The sequence below is a fragment of the Desulfosporosinus acidiphilus SJ4 genome (genome assembly GCF_000255115.2).
GTDB classification, from domain to species: domain Bacteria; phylum Bacillota; class Desulfitobacteriia; order Desulfitobacteriales; family Desulfitobacteriaceae; genus Desulfosporosinus; species Desulfosporosinus acidiphilus.
This window is the reverse complement of record NC_018068.1, coordinates 2,628,728-2,649,636: the sequence shown is the minus strand read 5'-3', so window position 1 is coordinate 2,649,636 and position 20,909 is coordinate 2,628,728. Positions and strand designations below refer to the sequence as shown.

Below are 20,909 nucleotides of genomic sequence, written 5' to 3'. Positions count from 1 at the left end.
TTTACGATAACCGTCACGAAAAAACCAGCCTCTAGGAGCCTCTGTAAGGCTTTAGAAATATTTGCTTAATATGATTTAGCCTAATCTAAGTAAACTATGGCTACAGGAGCCATTTAAAGCCTTGAATATGTATCGATATATATATACGAGTCATTTTCAGGTACTAAATTCGGGATTCTAAAAGATTCAATTAATGCTTTACTAATCGAATTACGTTATTAATAGTTATTTGAGCATGTAATTAACTTATTAGAATTATTGACCTAACCACATGCTCAATTAGCCTCTATCAACTATGCGTTAAATGCCTTTTTAATGAAGAGTTGCATCCTGTTTTATATTTAACAAATTAGTTCTATTTAACTTAAAATAGGTTTTTGCGGTTATTCCGTTTTCTCCATTTCTACTGGTATTAGTTTTGCAATCTTCTTTCCATCCTTAATGATTGTCAATTCTTGTTTCTCTTGTCGCAAGATTAAGATATTCAACGAAATTTGATTCAAAATCATCTTCGGTAAGAATCATTTATCAACCTCCCTCCTTGATTTCCTCGTTCTTACTGTATAAATATAGCTTGTCCATTTGAATATATTTCTCTTCAGGAGATTTTCTCATTAGCTACTTTCTAGGTCAGCGCTAATCCTGAAAGATCATTTTATACTATTCTCATAAATGTAAAATAATATCGATTAGACCTCCTAAAATTGGCTTTCCACCAAGTTCGGATACTCTCCAATCAATAACCTGACCTTAATTTACCATGTAGCATGGGACAAATGTACATGTTCACTTGCTGCATAGCCTTCATTACATTCCTTGAAATATTTCTGTTGTATCTCTTCAGGACCTAAATTATCCAGCAGTTGCAATCCCTGAAGAGCAAGGTCCATGCTAAGTTTTGATGGATCAAATCCTGTTATGATGGTCTCTCCGATAGTCTTTGTATTTTTCATAATATAATTAATACGATTCGAACCTTTGTCAGGATCAAAAGCTAATTTATCGTAATAATCGAATACAATCTCACTACCGCTACATGATAACTTTATTATAGCCTTGAGTGTTGACAATACAGACTCAAGTGGCAGGTAATGGGTCACTCCCATCCAGCTAAAAAAACTCACTTGCCCTGAATCATATTTTGATTCTAAAAGGGCTGAAGATAGATTGCTCTCAGTAAAATCTACCGGAATGTAGTGCAGGAATTCCGGTTTTTCAAGGTTTAGACGGCCTAATAATTGGCGTTTTAGTTCTTGTGTATAAGGTAAATCAAGCTCGAATACTTGCAGGCGATCTGTCAGATCAAGACGACGATAAGCAAAGGTATCAAGTCCTGCACCCAGAATTATATATTGTCTAATACCCTTCCGGATGCCTTCTTCAAGCCGTTCTTCTACAAATCGTGCTCTGGCTAGGACGGGACCAGCCATGATTCTCACAGCCAAGCGTAATGAGGTTGCGTCATCAGTACATTCTTTTGCTAGCTCAGGAGCCATTTCTGCGGCGGATTTAATTAAATGCTGTTTAAATGCTTCCCGAACTTCCTCGGGTATTAAATCATAAGCAAGTGGATCATTAAATATTTTCTTATTATCATAAACTGCGTGAAATCCTCGTAGAAATGCCATCATAAATGCTGTGCCACTAGGATTTCTACTGACCATAATATCCCTCCCCAGAAATAAGCCTTTGGTTAGAAATCACGTTACGATGTTTGTTAATCCGAATATTGCTACAACATCATTGTGTTTATGGTAATCCTGCTAATAAAAGTCAACCATAAATTTCAGAAAATATCAATAATGGAAGACAGAATCCATATAATTTTAACTCATCGTAATGCTCATTTTGTACAATAAACTATCTACCCCCATAAATTTACATGCTCGGCATAGGTGCCCCGTAGTACCCAAGTTTATGAAAATTGTAAAATTCAAGAATCCTGTTTTCAGGTGCAGCTCCCAACGCTAGCATTACTTCTTTAGCAAACTCCAAAGATGCTGTACCGTTAGCTGTAATAATATTATTATCTCTTACTGCCTGTTGCATGATATATTTTTCTTCTCCTGTGTATGAATTTCCAGCCCATTGCTTTAAGTCATTTAAATCATTACTGGTATGGCTAACATTATTTAAAACACCAATTGTACCAAGAAAGGCCGAAGCATCGCAGATACCACCCAAAACTTTTCTATTGTTTAATGCATTTTGTACCAAAAGTTTAACCTGCTGTGCAGACTCATTTCTCCATGACATTCCACCAATTAGAATTAATCCCTCAAAATCTGTTGGAGCTGATTGAATATCATAGTCCGGAAGAACGGTAAATCCCCCTATGGATTGAATGATATCCTTTGTTAATGAAACGGTCTTCACAGAATATTCATCTTGACCTAAAGATAATATTAACGACGATAGATAAGCGGCTTCCCAATCAGCGTATTTATCCAAAATAACAAATAGCACTACTTTTTTCATTAGCTGGCCTCCCTCTTATAACTTTATTAATGATAATAATATTCTACCAACTAAACACTTGTATTTAAAATATAAACAATACTAAATTCACTTGATCATACACCCATTATTTAAGAAAATTTAGAAGTTCATCGGTCAGGGCTGGCTTGTTGGTTGTAAAATCAATTATTATTCGCCACATTACTGTTTTTAAGTAGCTGACAAACTATCTTGACTTCTACTTAATCGTCTTTTCCTTCTTCCCTCCATATATTACCAAAATAGTATTTGCAGCCTGTTTAGTGACATATTGTATCCGATAAAAATGATGTTGATTATCCAGGAGACATATCATAGTGGGTTCTAAACACTAGAATTTTTCCTCAATTTACGAAGAATGTTCCGAAATATGGCAACTTAAAGTATTTTTCTATCGTTCCAGAAGAGAACTCATGATATTAAGGATATCTAATTTACTTACTGGTTCAGCGTGTCCCATTACACATATATCAAAATCATAGTTTTCAATCGTTGTAATTAAACAATGTAATTTACCTTTATCTAAATAGCAATTATTATAATAATCCACTCCCACAGCATCGCCTATAAATAACACTCTTTCTTGAGGTATAAAAATGCAACTACAGTCTTCACTATGTGGAGATACGATAGGATGTAATTCAGCAACTATATCTCCTAGGTCAATTTCCATTTTTCCATCATATGAGATATCGGAAGTCGATACTTGTATCTCCGAAAGTACTGGATACTCTTTTCGAATACTACTATCAGCAAATTCAATCTCAAGCTTTGTTTCTAACCTCTTCTTCATTTCCGAATCGGTCCATTTCCACTTCGCCATTTCTGCCAATTTGTCATTCGTTTTTTTGTTAGCAAATGTGATCCCTTCGACTGCATTCATACCAAAACTATGGTCCCAGTGCCAATGAGTAATTGCGATGAAGTCTGGTTTTCTTAATCTTTCATCACTTATAGCGTCATTGAATAATTGAACATGCCTTTTTGAATTACCCGAATCCACCATTAATGAATATTTCCGCCCATATATATATCCTAATACAGGCCTATCAACCTCTTTGTTATGCATACTATAAAACACTCTATCAGTAAGCCGTCTTAACTCCATAAAAAAGGTCCTCCTTATGTAAAAGCTCATGAACCCAAACTTAAAAACTATCCCTCTTTTAACTACTCACATCTAAGCCATCCCTCAGCTTCCCAGTTCAGTTATCCGATAGGTAAGAACATCCATCCTGCTGGATTGAAGGAGTTCGGTGGTTGACTGGCGAGCTGGTCTTTATAGGAAGTCAGGTATTTGGGGTTAAGGGTAGCGAGGGGTGCAAAACGCGGGCGATGTAGGGGGATTGGGTGGTAGTGTAAGTTGTTATATAATACTTTTTAAGCTTTAACGGCGGGTTTGTAGTCGGCTTAGTCGTTTTATTCCGTGTTGATTACCAGTTGGATGTCAGCACCTTTTCAGGTATGTAATTTTACATTATTCGCCCAGTTGTTTCTTATTCCTGTTGGCTTGCACCATAGCGACATTTGCTTTTTCCAACGCTCCTTTATCCTCTGGAGATTGTATCTTCCTTGCGGTTGACCTACCGAAATCGGACTCCATAGGACATACCAAGTTCAGTTTCTATTAGACACGGATGGGTTAGGTTTATTCAATACACCGGCAGATATGTAGGCAGTAACATACGCACATGGGAAGCTGCGTTTTCCAATCTGCAATACAATGGTTAACATATCCCAGCCACTGCTGCTAATGACGATGCTTAATCATAAACCATACCATTCTTTCCCTCGCCCCTAGTTGCCATGGATACTAGGCAACCAGTTGGGCTTTTCCTCATGCAACCCACCCCGGAGTTATCCCCGACGCAGTTTCGGACGGGAATGTCCCTACTACTGGGACAGCAGACTGTAGTCTGCACTAATCTTTCAAGAAGAAGCCGTTTCTTGCGCACTTCCATTAATAGCCTAATGTGTATATGGATAATTGTAGCATTAAGGGAGTCCAAACAGTTTACTTATTTTCGCCCTAAGAATCTTTCAATTTCATCGGATTGTCTTTTTGTATATATACCCATGTACCTATATGCTGTATTAAGAATCTCTTTATCATCTCCCAAATACTCTAAGAGGGTTACTTGTAGTACATTCCTTATATCGTCATCATCACTGGTAGCCATACCTTCATAGAAAGAAAAAATACGATTTTTCAATTCTTCATTTCCGTGACTCTTTAATAGATTAACCACAAAGCTGTTCATTACATTACCAAAAATGTTATGTAAACCTGGAAATTGATCATTACCCCACCAAGCTATTTCTTCCTGGTATTTTTTTTTTTGACCTCAGGGATGTTAAACAAAAGTTGTCCGATGATATTGTTTTTATCTTACGTTAGCATGGCGTTTCTCCTAATGGAACAATGTTATTATCTTGGAAAATATGGATTAGCGGAAGTTCAGTAAATATGAATAAACTGTAACAAATTAAGAATAATTAGAATATGCGGATTCAAAATAACAAAAATATGTCTATAAAATGCACTATAATTTAAACGTATAAAAAATGCCCCTGAAGATCAATAGACCTTCAGGGCACACATTTACAATATAATAACTCATTGCAAAGAAAAAGTCTATACTTATTTGAGGAAACCAGATATTATAAATGCTGGCAGCCAAGCAAGACTAATGTTTGGAGGAATAAACATGGAAAAGATAAAAATTAAAAATTACCCGATGGTTAATTCAACTCCTATTGTGCTTGCTGGAGCTGATGTTAACGGTAAGCCAAATTATACCACTATTGGGGCATTCGGAGTAGTGTGTGAAGGACCGATTTTTTATATATCCTTAAAGGATACCCATTTTTCTACTATTGGCGTCAGAGAAAATGGATACTTCAGTGTCAATATTCCCTCTGCTGATATGATTGAAAAAACAGATTATTGCGGTTTAGTATCAGGAAAAACAATAGATAAATCACATTTGTTTTCATCGTTCTATGATGAGATTGGAAAAGCTCCAATGATTAGTGAATGTCCTATGAACTTTTTATGCAAAGTCATTCAAACCGTTCCTATCTGTGGCTTTACAGTATTTTTTGGAGAAATAGTTTCAACATTTATAAGTGAGGATTGCTTGACAGGTGATGTACCCGACCCACTAAAAATCAATCCGACTTTAGGAATGGGTTTTAGATACTTTAAGTTAGGCCAGTCGGTAGGAGTCGTGTTTAAGGAAGGTAAAGTAATAAAATAATGGCTGAAAAAAGGATGTCATACATTTGATTATCCCTTCTTTTACTTATCCAACGTTTAATGGGTTATCAATACTATTCATAACAAATTACTTCGAAATGAGCTTTGTATTATCTCACTTATGCCGCCCTACGCCTTAAAGAGATGGGGCGATTGTTATAGCTGTAGGGTTTAAGAATAACCTGAAGCTATCGAGTACCAAAAGAAGTTACGTTATTATCTCCAATCCCAAGATGGATTTTGCTTCAGCAGAGTTATGAAATCCTGAATAGGAAGTATTATACCGTGGTTGTTGTCAATCCAAGTGTTTTTCATACTGTACTCAGTGAGAATTAAATTTTTAAGAATGCCTAAAGAAATATAATCCACAAGCATAAATTGGGGTTGTTTAAATGGAATGACCTTTAATTCAACTTCATATTCCTTAATTAGCTCGGGTTCAATATGATAGTAAACCCGAGAGTCTGCATATTCGACGACGAACCAAATATTGGAATAGTATTTCCTAATACAATTGTTATGCTCCATTCTCTCAATGACTGATAACTCTAAATTTTTATTGCCAACAAGAATAATGGACTCCATATTATACCACCTATGGCAAACATTATTTGCTATCCTATAGTTCACGAATTAAGAATAATGCAAAGTAAGTACACCCTTCCAATCTTACATTATTCAAATTAAAGTTTGGCTAATAAGGATTCTACATCAAAAGCTCTTTCGATTAATTCATCGTCATCTTTAATGCTACATTGAAGAACTATAGAACCATCCTCATTCCAACGTAAGGGTATTATGTCGTTGTCAATGTTCAATTCATTTTCCATTTCATACGAACTATAAATTACTTTATAGGGCAATTGCTCTGGATTTGTAAGGTTAATAAATAATGTTGCATATGGACAAGCCCAATAACATCCATCAACCACGAGAATATTGTTCTTATTGAAATAAAAGGCCCCCGTCCAAATGAAAGTCTCTTCTTGCCCCAGAAAACTCACATCTGGCACGAAATGATATACCTCATAATTGGATAAATTCATTATGCTGTAGCCGTATAAATCAATTTTAAAGAGTAGATATGTTTTTCCATTCGAATGCTCAAAAGCATAAAAGAAAATGCTTTGGTTTACGTTTTCAAATTTGGCTACTATTTGACTTTGGCTATTTAATATTTCAGTTTTAGAAGCAAGGACCCTATATTTTGATATGGAACAAGTTTCATCTTTGTAAAATGTAATTCTTGCTGAATGTTTTCCATCAGATAACGGTTGCTCTATAACTTGCTCTTTGTATTTATTATCAAATACAAAGTTAAAAGTGTCTCTGTATTTTTTGTATTCTTCTGTATATGCAACATTCTTGAGGCTGTTCATTCTAGCTAACTCCATTCTATACCTAAGAGTATAAGAGTAACTGGCAGTTTATGACATCAATAGTATCTTTGTGAATTAACTCCTTGTCTCTCGCTGCAATATTGTTGCTCATAACGTTGCAACCTCACACTTATTGAGTCTTAGCCATGAACATCCGTCTTATTTGCCATCCCATATACCCCAATCCTGTCCCACAGAGCAACCCGAACAAGGACGGCAAAACGATAAGCGGGATGAGTATTAAAACCTGGGTAAGAGAGTGAATATTCTGGTTGTCAAACCACAAATATGAATAGGATACTAGAAACCCGAATACAGCTCCAAGGCGTAACGCATCGCTTTTACCTATCCCTAGCCAGGCTGTCACAAGAAGGACTATGATACCCCAAGGTACCGCATTTAGCAACGCTTTCCCTTGTGCAATACTGAACCGACTAAAAATAAATGCTGTAATTAAAGCAAGAAGTATCGTAAACCAATACCGTGTTGGCAGTTTAGTGAGTTTCATCTTATAATCCCCCTTAACAGCATTAACAAGAAGCATAAAAGATTTATCGGAATGAAAAATACAAAATTCAAATAAAAGTTACTGCAATTGTACAATAAAATTTACTTAGAAATCAGATTGACTTAGATTATATTTCAAAGTGTTTATAAACGAATTTATTCTTGTATAAACTGGTCGATTTGTGCAATTGTGCCGCGTTTAAGTCCGATTACTGCAAAGATTGTACTGAGTGACATTAAAATGATTCCTGTAATAAACATTGTGCTACTTACATCTTGTGTGATAAATAATTGTGGTGCGTTAGTAGTGATCCTGGCGATTAAGATGGTTGATAGCATTACTGATACTACCATACCAAACAAAATGACGATTTCAGGGATATAAACGAGTTTGAGTTCAGGCAATTTAAACTCTGTTCTTGCTATAACAAATGAAACAGCAACAGTTCCTACAACTAAAAAGAGAGCCGAAAGTAAAAGGTACCCAATCAAAATGGTATAAATATGGCCTTGCGGGTGCCAAATCACAAGGATTGTTGTTAAAATTACGAATAAAAGCAGGCATGAAAGAGCTGCCCAAAATGGACTTAACACATTTTGCTTTCCCTCCCTATAAGCTCGTTTGACCGAAATATATAAAATGGGTAAACCGCCTATTAAGAAGGCTAAAAAAGAGATAAAACCAACAATGAAAATTGCCTTATAAATAACCCCAAATTCAGGATGAATTGTATTTATTACTTGAAAATTAGGAATGGGATCATTAAGCCGCTGAAGTAAACTCCATCCGATACCATATAACATAAATGAACAAAAAATCATCACAATTCCTGACCGAACTCGATTGATCATATAGAAAATCCCCTCCGTAAAACCATTGTAATTAAAATTAGCGTCAATAGCCCCTAATAGTAAGTCAAACATAGTGGTAGGTGTTATTTTGTGTTCTTCTAACACTATCAGCATTTCATCTTCATACCGTTCACGCCAAACACGAGGATAGAGTTTTAATAACCAACGCATTAAAATCCCTCCAGTGTTGCTAATCGGTTTTTTCCAACCATTGCAACTTGTTCTAATGTTGCAACTTGTTCCCGAAGAGCTGTTATCCCTGCACCAGTAATGCGATAAGGGCGACGCCTTTCCTCAGTAACCAGAGATTCAATCCATCCCTGTTTCTCTAATCGCGAAATCGCACCATAGAGTGTTCCTGGCTCCAGTTGAGTACCACTGAATAGCTTAATATCTTCCATCATAGCGTACCCATGTTTCGGTCCATTTGCCAGACTTGAAAGGATAAGAAACGATGCGTCCGAAAAACGTCCTAAATCATTGCTTCTCATAAATTATTCTCCCCCACTTATTACGTTCAACTTACTAAGTATAACTGAATAATAGTGTATTCTTTAACAGTTGTCAATGTATTTTATATGGTAAATTAGAAGAAGTACTTCGGAAGTGAAATAAGAAACCTAATGAGTAAAAAGAAGAGCCGACGTCTTTCATATGATGTCTCTCACCATTTTTAACTTCCCATAATCCTACTTTTTGTTCCTTAACTTGGTTTATCGGAACTTACTATTATTAGCCTTTGGCGAAGTTCGGTAAATGGGTCCTCAGCGAAGGTCATTTACGATACAATCTTCTAGAATCCGATAAAGATGGGTATTAAGCCTCTCTGTCTTTTTGGAAACGAGGGGTTCTTAGTTATGTCTAATACGTTGATTTACTCTGATTCCCTTGCTTTGTGTTCTCTACGTTGGTAGGACGAAGCTACGGGCCTGGTGTTCAACTGCCCCTGCGCGGGCTTCTTCGCGGGATGGTAGAAGATAATCAGCGAGCCAACCACCACCATGAATCCGGCAAATACGCCTAGAAGGATGTTTTTGCTTACGACGTTGGATAATAACCAGTAAAAAAGGGAACAAGAATGAAGGCCGCTCCTACTCTGCCCATTGGCATAAACGATTAAAAACCAACGTACTTAGGAAACCCCAAATATATATTCCATTGCGTATCATTTAAGTTCAATTCTTTCCAATTTATAAAGAACCGGATGAAGTCCATCGGCGCAACAAAAATTTCGGTTCCTTTCTGCTTTACCCAAGGATAATCATGTCCTAATACTAAATACACAACCTTATCTTGAAGTCCTGCCCAAGCCCAACTACAAAATCCTTCTGGCTTATTACAATTCTTTGAAATGAACTCTTGTCCTTCCTTATATTTCGAACCCCTTCAAAACGAGCCTTTGAGGGAACCAGTTCTTGACTGCCAGTTAATCTTTACGCAAGGCGGTTTCTTGAACTAAGCAATGACGCGAATTAATATCTTTGTCTATTTGCAAATAACTGTGAGTAAGCCCCTCTAGTACTTCTTCATTCGATCGTGGAATCGAACTGAATTGTTTACTTCAAGCCAAAACATTGGCTACTTCGAACAACTTCTTAAACAAATAATCCTGCAGCGGAGGTGTCGAGGTGATAGGTTGGATATTAGGGATGTAATTAATCCAAAGTAATAACAAGCTAAAAGTCTTCCATCATCATTTTATAAGTACAGCGTGACTCACAGTTAGAACTACTACTTTCACACTGAAATCCAACAATTTCTCCGATCTCAGTAATTTCCTTAGGTTTTTGCCGGAAAATCTTTAACGAAACAATCTTTGAAACGGTTGAACATATTTCCTGTCTCTCTTCTACTATCTTTTCCAAATTTTAACGCACCTACTTTTACAGTTTCAACATGGAAGCTTGCCGTTGCGACTGTTGAATGGTAAAAGGAGTCATAATTCCTTTGTCATAAAAACACCGTTTGCGTCCCCTATCTAATACGCAAACGGCTCACAATATTGGAACCCGATACATGTATATAATATTCCTGCTGGTTCTATAGGACACATGCTTTTGTCAATGATCTAATTGATGATAAGACCAACGGAAATCTAAACAGGCTTCTCAAACAATTTAATAAATTGGATTAGTCATTATCCTCAAAATGCTTCTCTCTATTTAATCCGGCATGTCTAATACCATCGAGCAGGTTAACCAAACCCTGTGAACCCAAAAATATTCCTAATCCAATGATAAATTGGGCAATCGTTCCGGCAAATCCAAGTGATCCAAATAGCCTTGCCGTAGAATTCGGAACTTTCATTGTATAAAAACTTAGAAATGCTGAGACGACCTTGGGTATTGAATTGCCAAGTAATAATAACCCAAGTACTGAAAATGCTACTCGCTGAATGTCACTTGCATTAACTCCTGATTCTTCAAGGACAATTGGCTCCCGTCGACCATATCTAACGTCGGGGCGAGCAAAGATATATTGCAGTCTGAGGACCAACATCTATTATCCGAACATCATGGAAATTACTTCTAATTTCCTTTTCCCCCTGGCGTACAAATCCAAAATAATCTCCACCTTCGGCCCATTCAACGATATCCGTAAATAATCTGCGCTTTTGGTTATAATCGTAAAAAAGTACTTGGCCGCGGGAAAGTCTGTTGGCCTCGGCATATATACTTTGACGCAATTTGGAACTCAAGCCATGCAGAACATATGAGGAGAGAACTAGGTCAAAACTTGCGTCCGGAAAATCTAACCCCTTGGTGACGTCCCCCTGCTTAAATTCGATAGACTCCCCCAGGGTGGACTTCCTGGCTGCTCTGAGCATGGATGAGGAAAAATCCACCCCCACGGCCTGATACCCACGCTCAGCTAAGCAATATGTAAAAGCACCTGTGCCACAACCAATATCCAACACTTTACCGCCTGCTGGAATCTTCAAAAAATCTGTGTACTTATCTAAAATTGAGCCATAATTCTTGACCTGCCAACGAAAGAATCTATTGTAAACAGGTGCAATCAGATTAAATATGCGGACATGTTTCTCTAACTCTCCCAAAGTATCCTATCCTTTCCTTCACGCAGGTATCGTTCAATGGTTTCTGTATGCTCTCATCCACCATGCTTCCTGATCCCCTCGAATTCCTGCCGAGAAATCCCTTTATAATCCAATATAGCGTAAACTACTTTAACTAAATATGACAGTTCCTCATCGCTTTGGCTGTCCGGATACTCCTGAAGCTCTTCACCTACCTTTGCGTTTAATAAGTCCGGGTACTTTGTTTCCGAAACCCTTACCCTATGATTGGCAGGCCAATAGGCGGCGTGAGACAAGAAAAACTGGCATTACGGACAACGTTTGCGCATACTTTTCTTTTTCGCCGAACTTCCCGCTTTTCCCTCCACTAATCGCCAAATATTTGTTGGACAACAAAAAAAGCACTGGGTAATCGCCCTCTAGTGCTTACTATCAAGATTATTCTTAATGCTCAGTGTCTGCCAAGTAACTATCAATAAAGTGTTGAGGAAGTTTCTTAATTAGCAACACTTGTATAGGGGATTTGTATAACACAGTATACGCTAAACTACCAAAAATCAGCCTATTTAAGGTAGAAAGCCCCCGCGTACCCATAATTATTAATTCAAATGAACCTTTTGTTGCATAATCAAGAATTACATCTGCCATTTCGGATATGTCAAATGTGTTGGAAATACTGTAATCGGAACATAATTCCTCATACTTGACGTTGGCCCCTTTCTTTGAAAATATTTCGTTAGTTTTGGCAAGTATTTGAGAATATTGTTTTCTTGAGTCCGAATCACCTTCATCGAGCACGCGCCTCATCCAGTCATAGGTAGGGCTAACCGGCCAAGTGTCTATCCAACTATATACATTCCCTTTAGAACAACCCCAAGAATATCTTTTGTATCTAGTCCTCAACTCTTTCCAACTATATTCTGTCCCCATTAAACTTCCATCAGCTTCATGTACCTGCACGATGGTCAAATGCATATTAGGCATAATCTTCAATAGCGTGGCAGTATAAACAGCTGCAGAAAACGCCTGGTGTGAACCATCGGAGTAGAGAAGTACTTTAAACTTAGAATCATTCATGTCAAATACCTCTTTCATCAATACATTTGACACTGATAGCCTAATTCTTCAATCTGTTTTATATCTGACGCTTCCAAAAGTGTTCATCATACATCCGGTTCCGACATGCTGGGAGTTAAAATCTACAGCGGCCTGGTATAAAGAATTCCATTCTTGCGAAATAATTTTTATTATGGTTCACTAAGAGCCTTATGATACACCAATTCTAATTTAGTGCTTCACCTCTGGGATAAATTCGGATCCGCCTCCGCTCGGGAGGCGGATCTTTTCTTAAGGCCTTGGTAACAGCCCCGCTCCTTTGACGATTTCCGGCACTATTTCTTCCCAGGCCACTGCCATGATATGAACCCCCCGTACTCCGGGAACGGTCCGCAAATGTTTGATCTGCTCGATGCAAAGTTTGATGCCCTCGGCGGGTTGGTCCTCAGCCTTGCTCATTCTTTCCACAATCCCATCGGGGACCAGCATGCCGGAAACATTTTTCTGCATATACTTAGCCGCTTTAGCGGACTTGATGGGCATTACCCCGGCCATAATATAAGCTTGCTGGTGGAGGCCCCGCTTGCAGGCCAGATCCATGAAGGCTTCAAAGCGCTCCATGTCGAAGATGCACTGGGTTTGAATGAACTGGGCGCCAGCCCGGATTTTCTTTTCCAGCCGCAGCACCCGGAACTCGAAGGGGTCGGCGAAGGGATTGGCCACCGCCCCGATGAAAAACCGTGGTTCGCCCTGCTTGATTACTTCCCCGGATTGGAACACTTTGGCGTCCCGCATGTCTTTTACCGTTTGGATTAACTGGATGGAATCCAGATCATAGACGTTTTTCGCTCCTTGATGGTTGCCAAAAGTCTGGTGATCCCCCGAAAGACAGAGCACATTGCGCACGCCCAGGCTGTAGGCCCCCAGCAAATCGCTCTGCAAGGCTATGCGGTTGCGGTCGCGGGTTGTCATCTGGATAATGGGTTCGCCGCCTGCCGCCAGGACATGCACACCGGCCCCGATGCTGGAAAGTCTGACGATGGCTGTCTGGTTGTCGGTGAGGTTTACGGCGTCCACAAATGGCTTTAGATGTTCGGAGTGATTACGGATGCCATCTCCCTGAGCGTTTTTAGGGGGGCCAATCTCGCAGGTTACTGCAAATTCACCCTGTTCAAAAAGGCTCTGCAGTTTGCTCTTTTCCTCAGCCATCGATCTTCACATCCTCTCTGACCATTTTGCGGGGACCGCCGTCCCTGGACTTAGACCAGTCCTTGGCCCCAGCCACGTCCAGAAGCAATTCCAACCTGCCCAGCTCGCTCATCCTGTTGTAAATCAACTGCCAGGCGCATTCGTTGGGCTTCACTTCGCATTTGCCATTCTGCGAACCGCCGCATGGACCATTTAAGAGGCTCTTGGCGCAGCGGATTACCGGACATACCCCGCCGGTCCGGGCTAGCACACATTCCCCGCACAACCCGCAGCGTTCTTCCCAAACTCCGTGCTCCATGGTCGCACCGGCAAACTTGGTATTCAGAGCCGGAACCACCCAGGTTTGGGGGAATTGTTCCACTAGAAACTGTACACCCACTCCGCAGGCCAGAGAAAGGATGCAGTCTATACCTTCCAGCTTTTTGGCCAACTGCTGCACGTATTCGGGATCGCACTGGCGGGTCAGGGTTTCCTCCACAGTTTCTAGTGAGTCGCCCATAAGCTCGCGCTTCATGCGCAGGGTACTGGCCAGAATTCCCACTTCCTTTTCTCCGCCGGCCAGGCAGACCGACACGCAGCCGCCGCAGCCCACTACCAAAACCTTTGACATTCCCTGCAGGGTCTCCAGGATTTCCTCCAACGGTTTTGCTTCCGCTACGATCATATAGGTTCACCCTCCTCTCCCCTTGTAGCCTGCTCAGCCCTGGCTGTGTTCAGCGGGTTGGGACCGAGCTTTAAAATTCTTTCCGTCATCTCATTGGCTATTTCAGCAAATCTGGGGCCCATGGAGCCCGACAGATTGAACATTTCCAGCCTCTCACCGCCGACCCCGACCTTGTCGAGGATTATTTTGGCGGCGTTAACCCTTTTTTTGGCCCTGATGTTGCCTTTGAGAAAATGGCAATCCCCCTCCATGCAACCCGCCACATACACCCCGTCCGCTCCGTCCTCAAAGGCCTGCAGCAGGAGACGGATATCCACTTTGCCGGAACAGGGCTGTTCGATCATCCGCACCGTTGGCGGGTACTGCAGGCGCAGCGATCCTGCCAGGTCGGCGGCCGAATAGGCGCAGTAGTAACAACAGAAGGCAATGATTTTGGGATAGAAACTTTCCTTATTTCCACTCTCGCGCTTTTCCATTACTCAGTCCTCCCAACCGCAGAGATTTTGGCCAACATTTGTTCGTCGGTATAGTGCTGGAGTTGAATGGCTTTAGCCGGGCACTCGCCGACGCAGGTGCCGCAACCGTGGCACTGGACAGTTTCGATTTCTGCGACCATTTTAGGCCCGATCTTCGGTACGCTGTAGGGGCAAACTCGGACGCAGGTTAGACAGGCGGCGCATTTTTCCGCTTCCACTTTTGCAACCACCCCACCCACCATCAGGTGGGGCTTAGCCAAGATGGTCACTGCTCGGGCCACTGCCCCCTGGGCCTGATAGATGGCCTCACTGACAAACTTGGGCGAGTGGGCGGCTCCACAGAGGAACATTCCAGAGCCCGGAAAATCCATCGGTCCCAGCTTGGCGTGGGTTTCCATGAAGAAGCTGTCTTCATTCAGCGGTACTTTGAGCAGGGTGCCCAGTTCCCTAGCGCCCTCGGCCGCTTCAAAACCCTGCGCCAAGACCAAGAGGTCCGGTTTGATCAGAAATTCTAATTCTGAATCCAGGTCTGCCACCCTAATCGACAGCTCGGTGCCAATATTCGGCGCAGGCAGATTATCCGGGGAGTAGCGGACGAAGACTATCCCCATTTCTCGGGCTAGCTTATAGTAGCTCTCCAGGAAACCGTAGGTGCGGATTTCGCGGTGCAGCACATAGACCGTGCCCTGAGGATTTTGCTGCTTCAGCCTGATGGCGTTGGAGATGCCTTGGGTGCAGCAGCTCCTGCTGCAGTAGGGCATCTCCTCCCCGGCGCTGGCGCAGAGGATAATGGCCGCTTCGTGCCATTTGCCCAACTGCTCTTGATAGGCTGACCACAGCTTACCTTCCTGTACCTGCTGCAGGGCGTGGAGTTTTTCTTCCAGCTCTGACAGGGTGATGATTCTGGGGTCTTTATTGATTCCGTAAACCGGGTTTGCTTCCGACAACCTCCCGCCGGTGGCCACGACAACCACTCCGTGGTGCACCTCCCGGCGTAGGTCACCAGTCTTCATAGAGCTGACAAAGTGTCCCTGGTGACCGGTAATATCCTGGAGTTCCGTTTGAGTAAACACATGAATTAAGGGGTTGGACCGGACTTTATCGATCATTTCAAGCATATATTCCTGTGCGTCCCGGCCGTCTTCCCCAAAGCGCAGGCTGCGCAGGCTGCCGCCCAGGATCTGCTCCCGTTCCACCAGGTAAGACTCGAATCCCTGCTCGGCAAAGGTCAGACAGGCCGTCATTCCGGCTATCCCGCCTCCGATAACCAAAGCCCTGGGGACTACCGGAACCGGTTCCAGGTGCAGGGGCACATGGCCCTTGACCTTGGCCACTGCCGCCCGGACCAAATCCCTGGCTTTAACCGTAGCCCGTTTTGGTTCGGCCCTGTGCACCCATGAGCACTGGTCCCGAATATTGGCCATTTCGAAAAGGAACTGGTTTAATCCGGCCTCCCTTAAAGCCTCTCGGAACAGGGGCTGATGCGTCCTGATGGTGCAGGAAGCCACCACGACCCGGTTAAGCCCTTGCTCGTTGATTACGTCTTCAATGTGTTTGACGGAATCCTGAGAACAGGTGTAGAGGAACTCCTCGGCGTGGACCACTCCGGGCAGGGTCCTGGCATAGGCTACAGTGCCAGGAACATCGACGATGGAACCGATGTTGATGCCGCAGTGGCAGACAAACACTCCTACTTTGGCTTCTTCCTCGCTGACATCGCGTTCCGGAGGATAGACCTTGGGAGTAACCAGCTGGTTTCGTCCGTCAGCCAGAAGAGCACCGGCAGCAGCGGCAGCAGCGCTGGCGTTCATCACGGTCTCGGGAATATCTCTGGGACCCTGGAAAGCTCCCGCCACGAAAATCCCAGGTCTTGATGTCTGAATTGGGTCGAGGGGTTTGGTATGGGCGAAGCCGTATTCATTCAAGGTTATCCCCGTGACACGGGCCAGTTCCCCGGCAGCCTTCGGCGGTTTAACCCCCATAGCCAGAACCACCAATTCGAACTCTTCCTCCACGATATTACTATCCTGGTAGTATTTGATGATCAGGTTACCGCTCACCGGATCTTCCTTGACGCTGGAGATCATGGTGCGCACATAACGCACCCCGTTTTTCTTGGCTGATTTAACGTACTTGTCAAAGTTCTTGCCGTAGGACCTCATGTCCAGGTAGAAAATCGACGGCTGGATGTTGGCATCGTGTTCACGGGAGATGATGGCTTCTTTGGTCGAATACATACAACAGATGGAAGAGCAGTATTCAGTTCCCTTATCACAGGTCCGCGATCCTACGCATTGGATAAAGGCGACTTTCTGCGGCGCTTTGCGATCCGAAGGCCGCAGCACATGGCCTTGGGTAGGCCCGGTGGAACTAAGCAATCGTTCATACTCCAGGGAGGTCATAACGTTTTCATAGATGCCGTAGCCGTACTCACCTCTCAGGTTTCCCGATTCCAGCTGGTAACCGGGAGAGAGGATTACGGCTCCCACGGCCAATTCATAAACTTGGGGTTCTGCCGAATGGTCAATAGCCCTTTTCTTGCAGGCCTTGACGCACTGCAGGCATTCAGAGCAAATCCCGCAGTTTAGGCAGCGTTTAGCCTCCTTGATGACCTGCTCCCGGGTCAGGCCTTCATAGACTTCAGTGAAATCCCTGACCCGCCGGGCGGGATCCGCCTGGGCCTGGTTTTGCCGGGCAGCATGCGTCACCTTCAAACCTTCAGGTACTCCCACCGGTTCCGATTTCGCCAGACTCCTGCCCTGCCTGAGATCCTGACCTTGGAGGAAACGGTGGATGGATTCAGCCGCTTCATGGGCAGCGCCGACGGCAGCCACCACAGAAGCAGGCCCGCTGACGATATCCCCGCAGGCGAACACCCCTGCTTGATTGGCAGCGTAGGTCAGTTGATCAACCTTAATCACGCCCCGGTTGGTTTCCACCCCTGTTCCGTCCAGGAAGGACAGGTCGCTGGCCTGGCCAATGGAAAGGACAACGCAGTCGGCACTGATTGTTTCCGTTTGCAGTTCATCATAGGTCGGATTGAATTGTCCATTTTCATCGAAGACCCGGGTACAGCGTTTGAAAACGGCCCCCATCACTCCGCCGTTTTTGCCAAGGATTTCTTTGGGTCCCCAGCCGGCATGAACGCGCACCTCTTCTTCCTCGGCTTCATCGATCTCCCATCGGTGAGCCGGCATATGCTCATAATCTTCCAGGCAGTAGAGGTGAACTTCCTCTGCCCCCAGCCGTAGTGCGGTGCGGGCCGTATCTATAGCTACATTGCCCCCGCCGATAATCACTGTTTTCCTGCCTACTGCCGGAGTTTCACCCAAGGCAGCCGCCCGGAGGAACTCGACCCCCAGTTCTACTCCCTTGAGTTCGCACCCCGGGATGGGCAGCGAACGGCCCTTTTGAAAACCTGTTGCAACAAGCACTGCGTTAAATTCTGATTGCAAGTCCTTAAAGCGTACGTCTACCCCGACCCTGGTATTGGGCCTAAAGGTCACTCCCAGGTCTAGGATTGCCTGGGTTTCACGGCTGACAATCTCCCCGGGCAGACGGTAGCGGGGAATTCCGGCCCGCAGCATTCCGCCGGCTTCCGGCAGGGCATCAATGACAGTCACCTGGTAACCCAGCTCAGCCAGGTCCTTGGCTGCTGCCAGGCCGCCGGGACCTGCCCCGATGACCGCTGTTTTTAAGGGATTTCCTCGTTCATCCACCAAGAATTCTGCGGGCGGTTTGACCAACAGGTTCTGTTCCGCCGCTTCAGCCCAACCGTAATCCGCCGCAGAGCGTTTCAACTGGGCAATGGCTATGGGCTGATCGAACTGCTTGCGGTTGCATTCTCCTTCACAGGGATGGTGACAGATTCGTCCGCAAACCCCGGCAAAGGGCATGCGCCTCCTGATAACCTCCAAGGCCTCGCCGAACTTTCCTTTGGAAAGCAATGCTACATAACCCTGGGCGTTGCAGCCTGCCGGGCAAGCGCCCCGACAGGGAGGTGTGCCGCGTTTTTCCACTAGGTACTTGTTGGGCACCGCCTGGGGAAACAGCTTATAAATTGCTTTGCGCTGCATGGAGTCCTCGTTGAAGCGATCCCCTACCTCAACCGGGCAGACCTGCTCACAATCCCCGCAGGCCGTACATTCGGCCATATTGACGTAGCGCGGGGCCTCTGCTACCGTGGCCTTAAAGTTACCTGCGTCACCATCGACTTTGGTCAAAGTTGAACAGGTATGGATTTGAATATTAGGGTGGCTTAAGGTGTCGGACATTTTCGGTCCTAAGAGACACATGGCGCATTCATTGGTGGGAAAGGTTTTGTCCAACTGGGCCATTTTGCCGCCGATTGAGGATTCGTCAGTCACCAAATGCACCAAGAATCCCCCATTGGCCAGATCCAGCGCGGACTGCATGCCGGCAATTCCTCCTCCAACCACCATTACCGCGCCAACCACGTTATCTGCCACCGGATATCCCCCCTTGCACTTTGCTTAACACCGGGGTTGTATCTACCAGATGGGACTTGAACCACCGCTTGCTGGCGGAAATCCCCAGAGCCAGGCCCACCAGTTCTGTGAAATAGAAAGCAGGTAAACCCTGGGTCTGCCTGCCTTCCAGATTAGCCTGGCACAGGGGGCAGGCTGTAACCACAGCTTCCGCGCCCGCCTTCTTGGCCTCGCGGACCAGCTTCTCCACCAGGGAAGACGCCACTGATCCCTCGGTAATCCCCACTCCGCCGCCGCAGCATTCGGTTTTATAGGACCAGCGGACCACTTCGGCACCCAATTCCCGCAGTAGAATATCCATCTTCTGAGGCTGTTCCTGGTCATCGAAAGCGGCAATTTCCGGCCGGACCAGGAAACAGCCGTAATAGGGGGCGAGTTTAATGCCGTTCAGCGAAGTACTCAGCTGTCCTTTGATCTTGTTGAGCATTTCCGGCTTGGTTAGCAAGTCTAAAGGATGGCTTACCCGGACCTTTTCCCGGTAGGGTTTGCCCAGAACCTGCTCCACTTTAGCCTGCAGCTCCCTGGCCTCTGCTGACTTTTTCTGCAGATAGCCGGAGGTGGAGCGCAAGATGCTGTAGCAAGCCGCACAGGGTACAATCAGGTCTTCTCCCACATCCTCGGCGATCATTAGGTTGCGCAGGGGTAGGGCCCGGCTGAGGGCATGCCCGGCACCGTGGGCTGAACTCGCGCCGCAGCAGTTCCAGTCCGGAATTTCTGCATAGTCCACGCCAAGGGCTCTAAGTACCGCACGGCAGGAAAGGTCGTATTCCCTGGCGCTGGTATGTAGAGAACATCCGGGATAGTAACCGAGTCGCTCACCCATTGTCTTTACCCCCTTCCTTCTTTCGGAGTGCTACTTCTATCTGGAAAATCTCACGGATTTGCCGGCTGTTGCTGCAGCGGTTGGGGAGAAGCGCCAACTTCCCTTTAAGGAACATCCTGGCTCCCAATCCTTTATCGTCCGTCCATCTCTTGGAGCGCCATTTGTAACCGGCCACCATGCCCAGCTCAAATACTCTGCCGTGGTGTCTAACTGAAGCCAGGAAGCAGTCGTGGAAAAAGGGTAAGCTTTCAGCGGTCAAATCCCCGGCCCTTAAGGCACGGGCCTTGACTACGTCAAGGATTGCCGATATGTTGATGCCATTAGGGCAGCGCGCGTGGCAAGTCATGCAGCCCGTACAGTACCAGATTCCCGGCGAAGCAAGCAACTCCTCCTGCTTCCCCAGCTGGGCCAGCCTCACCATCTGGTGGGGTCTGATGTCTGTGTAGGAGCTTACCGGACAGCCGCCGCTGCACTTCTTGCATTGATAACAGCGTCTGATAGGCTGACCGCTCTCCGTTTCCAGCAGCTCTAGGAAATCGTTCACATCCTTTACCCCCAAACAATTATTAATTCTTCTTGACATCTTGACCAAGTAAGGTTCGTGCCAACACTAAAAAGGCCGTAAATCTGCCAATTAAGACAA

20 protein-coding genes and 1 pseudogene are annotated in these 20,909 nt (G+C 44.4%); 2 read left to right on the top strand and 19 right to left on the bottom strand.

Annotation, left to right across the window (positions count from 1 at the left end):
- Window positions 1–755: 755 nt before the first annotated feature.
- From DESACI_RS12090 to DESACI_RS25785, 4 genes and pseudogenes are all read right to left on the bottom strand, one after another.
- A complete protein-coding gene (locus tag DESACI_RS12090; RefSeq protein ID WP_014827482.1) occupies window positions 756–1,664 on the bottom strand; it encodes a class I SAM-dependent methyltransferase in 909 nt (302 codons plus the stop codon).
- Between the two features lie 214 nt (window positions 1,665–1,878).
- Entirely contained in the window at window positions 1,879–2,478 is a 600-nt protein-coding gene (locus tag DESACI_RS12085; protein WP_014827481.1) for a type 1 glutamine amidotransferase family protein, read from the bottom strand.
- A gap of 409 nt (window positions 2,479–2,887) precedes the next feature.
- A complete protein-coding gene (locus tag DESACI_RS12080) occupies window positions 2,888–3,604 on the bottom strand; it encodes an MBL fold metallo-hydrolase (protein WP_014827480.1) in 717 nt (238 codons plus the stop codon).
- A 910-nt stretch (window positions 3,605–4,514) separates the two neighbouring features.
- Window positions 4,515–4,820: pseudogene (locus tag DESACI_RS25785) on the bottom strand (DUF7674 family protein); the annotation flags it as partial.
- 384 nt (window positions 4,821–5,204) lie between these two features.
- On the opposite strand from DESACI_RS25785, the gene DESACI_RS12070 reads away from it, so the two are divergent.
- A complete protein-coding gene (locus tag DESACI_RS12070) occupies window positions 5,205–5,756 on the top strand; it encodes a flavin reductase family protein (RefSeq protein WP_014827478.1) in 552 nt (183 codons plus the stop codon).
- Window positions 5,757–5,971: 215 nt separating this feature from the next.
- On the opposite strand, the gene DESACI_RS12065 is transcribed toward DESACI_RS12070, so the two are convergent.
- From DESACI_RS12065 to DESACI_RS12045, 5 genes are all read right to left on the bottom strand, one after another.
- The gene (locus tag DESACI_RS12065) at window positions 5,972–6,340 is read right to left on the bottom strand and encodes a hypothetical protein (RefSeq protein WP_014827477.1); all 369 of its coding nucleotides are present in this window, start codon (window positions 6,338–6,340) and stop codon (window positions 5,972–5,974) included.
- 98 nt (window positions 6,341–6,438) lie between these two features.
- Window positions 6,439–7,134: a hypothetical protein gene (locus tag DESACI_RS23110; RefSeq protein WP_014827476.1), complete on the bottom strand. Its 696-nt coding sequence runs from the start codon at window positions 7,132–7,134 to the stop codon at window positions 6,439–6,441.
- 130 nt (window positions 7,135–7,264) lie between these two features.
- Complete coding sequence (locus DESACI_RS12055; RefSeq protein ID WP_014827475.1) at window positions 7,265–7,642, bottom strand: hypothetical protein; 378 nt, start codon at window positions 7,640–7,642, stop codon at window positions 7,265–7,267.
- Between the two features lie 155 nt (window positions 7,643–7,797).
- Window positions 7,798–8,664, bottom strand: coding sequence for a hypothetical protein (locus DESACI_RS12050; protein WP_014827474.1), 867 nt, complete (start codon window positions 8,662–8,664; stop codon window positions 7,798–7,800).
- On the bottom strand, window positions 8,664–8,984 hold the full coding sequence (locus tag DESACI_RS12045) for a PadR family transcriptional regulator (RefSeq protein WP_014827473.1): 321 nt from the start codon (window positions 8,982–8,984) through the stop codon (window positions 8,664–8,666). The genes DESACI_RS12050 and DESACI_RS12045 overlap by 1 nt, the downstream gene beginning before the upstream one ends.
- Window positions 8,985–9,388: 404 nt before the next feature.
- Between DESACI_RS12045 and DESACI_RS25515 the strand changes: the two genes are divergently transcribed.
- The gene (locus DESACI_RS25515; RefSeq protein ID WP_282434139.1) at window positions 9,389–9,517 is read left to right on the top strand and encodes a hypothetical protein; all 129 of its coding nucleotides are present in this window, start codon (window positions 9,389–9,391) and stop codon (window positions 9,515–9,517) included.
- 652 nt (window positions 9,518–10,169) lie between these two features.
- Here DESACI_RS25515 and DESACI_RS23660 read toward each other — a convergent pair.
- The 10 genes from DESACI_RS23660 to DESACI_RS12005 form a co-directional block, all read right to left on the bottom strand.
- A complete protein-coding gene (locus DESACI_RS23660) occupies window positions 10,170–10,358 on the bottom strand; it encodes a hypothetical protein (RefSeq protein WP_014827472.1) in 189 nt (62 codons plus the stop codon).
- A 265-nt stretch (window positions 10,359–10,623) separates the two neighbouring features.
- Window positions 10,624–10,992, bottom strand: a complete 369-nt coding sequence (locus tag DESACI_RS24255; RefSeq protein ID WP_014827471.1) for a hypothetical protein — start codon at window positions 10,990–10,992, stop codon at window positions 10,624–10,626.
- Window positions 10,946–11,551, bottom strand: a complete 606-nt coding sequence (locus DESACI_RS23105) for a class I SAM-dependent methyltransferase (protein ID WP_014827470.1) — start codon at window positions 11,549–11,551, stop codon at window positions 10,946–10,948. The genes DESACI_RS24255 and DESACI_RS23105 overlap by 47 nt, the downstream gene beginning before the upstream one ends.
- Before the next feature lie 423 nt (window positions 11,552–11,974).
- Window positions 11,975–12,607 (bottom strand): universal stress protein, encoded by a 633-nt coding sequence (locus tag DESACI_RS12035; protein ID WP_014827469.1) that lies wholly within the window; start codon window positions 12,605–12,607, stop codon window positions 11,975–11,977.
- Window positions 12,608–12,877: 270 nt separating this feature from the next.
- The gene (locus tag DESACI_RS12030; protein ID WP_014827468.1) at window positions 12,878–13,795 is read right to left on the bottom strand and encodes a methylenetetrahydrofolate reductase; all 918 of its coding nucleotides are present in this window, start codon (window positions 13,793–13,795) and stop codon (window positions 12,878–12,880) included.
- Window positions 13,788–14,459 (bottom strand): methylenetetrahydrofolate reductase C-terminal domain-containing protein, encoded by a 672-nt coding sequence (locus DESACI_RS12025; protein WP_014827467.1) that lies wholly within the window; start codon window positions 14,457–14,459, stop codon window positions 13,788–13,790. The genes DESACI_RS12030 and DESACI_RS12025 overlap by 8 nt, the downstream gene beginning before the upstream one ends.
- Window positions 14,456–14,935 (bottom strand): hydrogenase iron-sulfur subunit, encoded by a 480-nt coding sequence (locus tag DESACI_RS12020; protein WP_014827466.1) that lies wholly within the window; start codon window positions 14,933–14,935, stop codon window positions 14,456–14,458. The genes DESACI_RS12025 and DESACI_RS12020 overlap by 4 nt, the downstream gene beginning before the upstream one ends.
- Window positions 14,935–19,404: an FAD-dependent oxidoreductase gene (locus tag DESACI_RS12015; RefSeq protein WP_014827465.1), complete on the bottom strand. Its 4,470-nt coding sequence runs from the start codon at window positions 19,402–19,404 to the stop codon at window positions 14,935–14,937. Before DESACI_RS12015 ends, DESACI_RS12020 begins: the two co-directional genes overlap by 1 nt.
- Window positions 19,394–20,266 (bottom strand): CoB--CoM heterodisulfide reductase iron-sulfur subunit B family protein, encoded by an 873-nt coding sequence (locus tag DESACI_RS12010; RefSeq protein WP_014827464.1) that lies wholly within the window; start codon window positions 20,264–20,266, stop codon window positions 19,394–19,396. Before DESACI_RS12010 ends, DESACI_RS12015 begins: the two co-directional genes overlap by 11 nt.
- Entirely contained in the window at window positions 20,259–20,849 is a 591-nt protein-coding gene (locus tag DESACI_RS12005; protein WP_242833044.1) for a 4Fe-4S dicluster domain-containing protein, read from the bottom strand. Before DESACI_RS12005 ends, DESACI_RS12010 begins: the two co-directional genes overlap by 8 nt.
- Window positions 20,850–20,909: the final 60 nt, after the last annotated feature.

Coding starts and splice junctions, on each gene's coding strand:
- DESACI_RS12090 (WP_014827482.1), bottom strand. CDS start 1,664: ATGGTCAGTAGAAATCCTAGTGGCACAGCATTTATGATGGCATTTCTA.
- DESACI_RS12080 (WP_014827480.1), bottom strand. CDS start 3,604: ATGGAGTTAAGACGGCTTACTGATAGAGTGTTTTATAGTATGCATAAC.
- DESACI_RS12055 (WP_014827475.1), bottom strand. CDS start 7,642: ATGAAACTCACTAAACTGCCAACACGGTATTGGTTTACGATACTTCTT.
- DESACI_RS12025 (WP_014827467.1), bottom strand. CDS start 14,459: ATGATCGTAGCGGAAGCAAAACCGTTGGAGGAAATCCTGGAGACCCTG.
- DESACI_RS24255 (WP_014827471.1), bottom strand. CDS start 10,992: ATGTTGGTCCTCAGACTGCAATATATCTTTGCTCGCCCCGACGTTAGA.
- DESACI_RS12065 (WP_014827477.1), bottom strand. CDS start 6,340: ATGGAGTCCATTATTCTTGTTGGCAATAAAAATTTAGAGTTATCAGTC.
- DESACI_RS12035 (WP_014827469.1), bottom strand. CDS start 12,607: ATGAATGATTCTAAGTTTAAAGTACTTCTCTACTCCGATGGTTCACAC.
- DESACI_RS12050 (WP_014827474.1), bottom strand. CDS start 8,664: ATGCGTTGGTTATTAAAACTCTATCCTCGTGTTTGGCGTGAACGGTAT.
- DESACI_RS23110 (WP_014827476.1), bottom strand. CDS start 7,134: ATGAACAGCCTCAAGAATGTTGCATATACAGAAGAATACAAAAAATAC.
- DESACI_RS12045 (WP_014827473.1), bottom strand. CDS start 8,984: ATGAGAAGCAATGATTTAGGACGTTTTTCGGACGCATCGTTTCTTATC.
- DESACI_RS12085 (WP_014827481.1), bottom strand. CDS start 2,478: ATGAAAAAAGTAGTGCTATTTGTTATTTTGGATAAATACGCTGATTGG.
- DESACI_RS12020 (WP_014827466.1), bottom strand. CDS start 14,935: ATGGAAAAGCGCGAGAGTGGAAATAAGGAAAGTTTCTATCCCAAAATC.
- DESACI_RS12005 (WP_242833044.1), bottom strand. CDS start 20,849: ATGTCAAGAAGAATTAATAATTGTTTGGGGGTAAAGGATGTGAACGAT.
- DESACI_RS12030 (WP_014827468.1), bottom strand. CDS start 13,795: ATGGCTGAGGAAAAGAGCAAACTGCAGAGCCTTTTTGAACAGGGTGAA.
- DESACI_RS12070 (WP_014827478.1), top strand. CDS start 5,205: ATGGAAAAGATAAAAATTAAAAATTACCCGATGGTTAATTCAACTCCT.
- DESACI_RS12010 (WP_014827464.1), bottom strand. CDS start 20,266: ATGGGTGAGCGACTCGGTTACTATCCCGGATGTTCTCTACATACCAGC.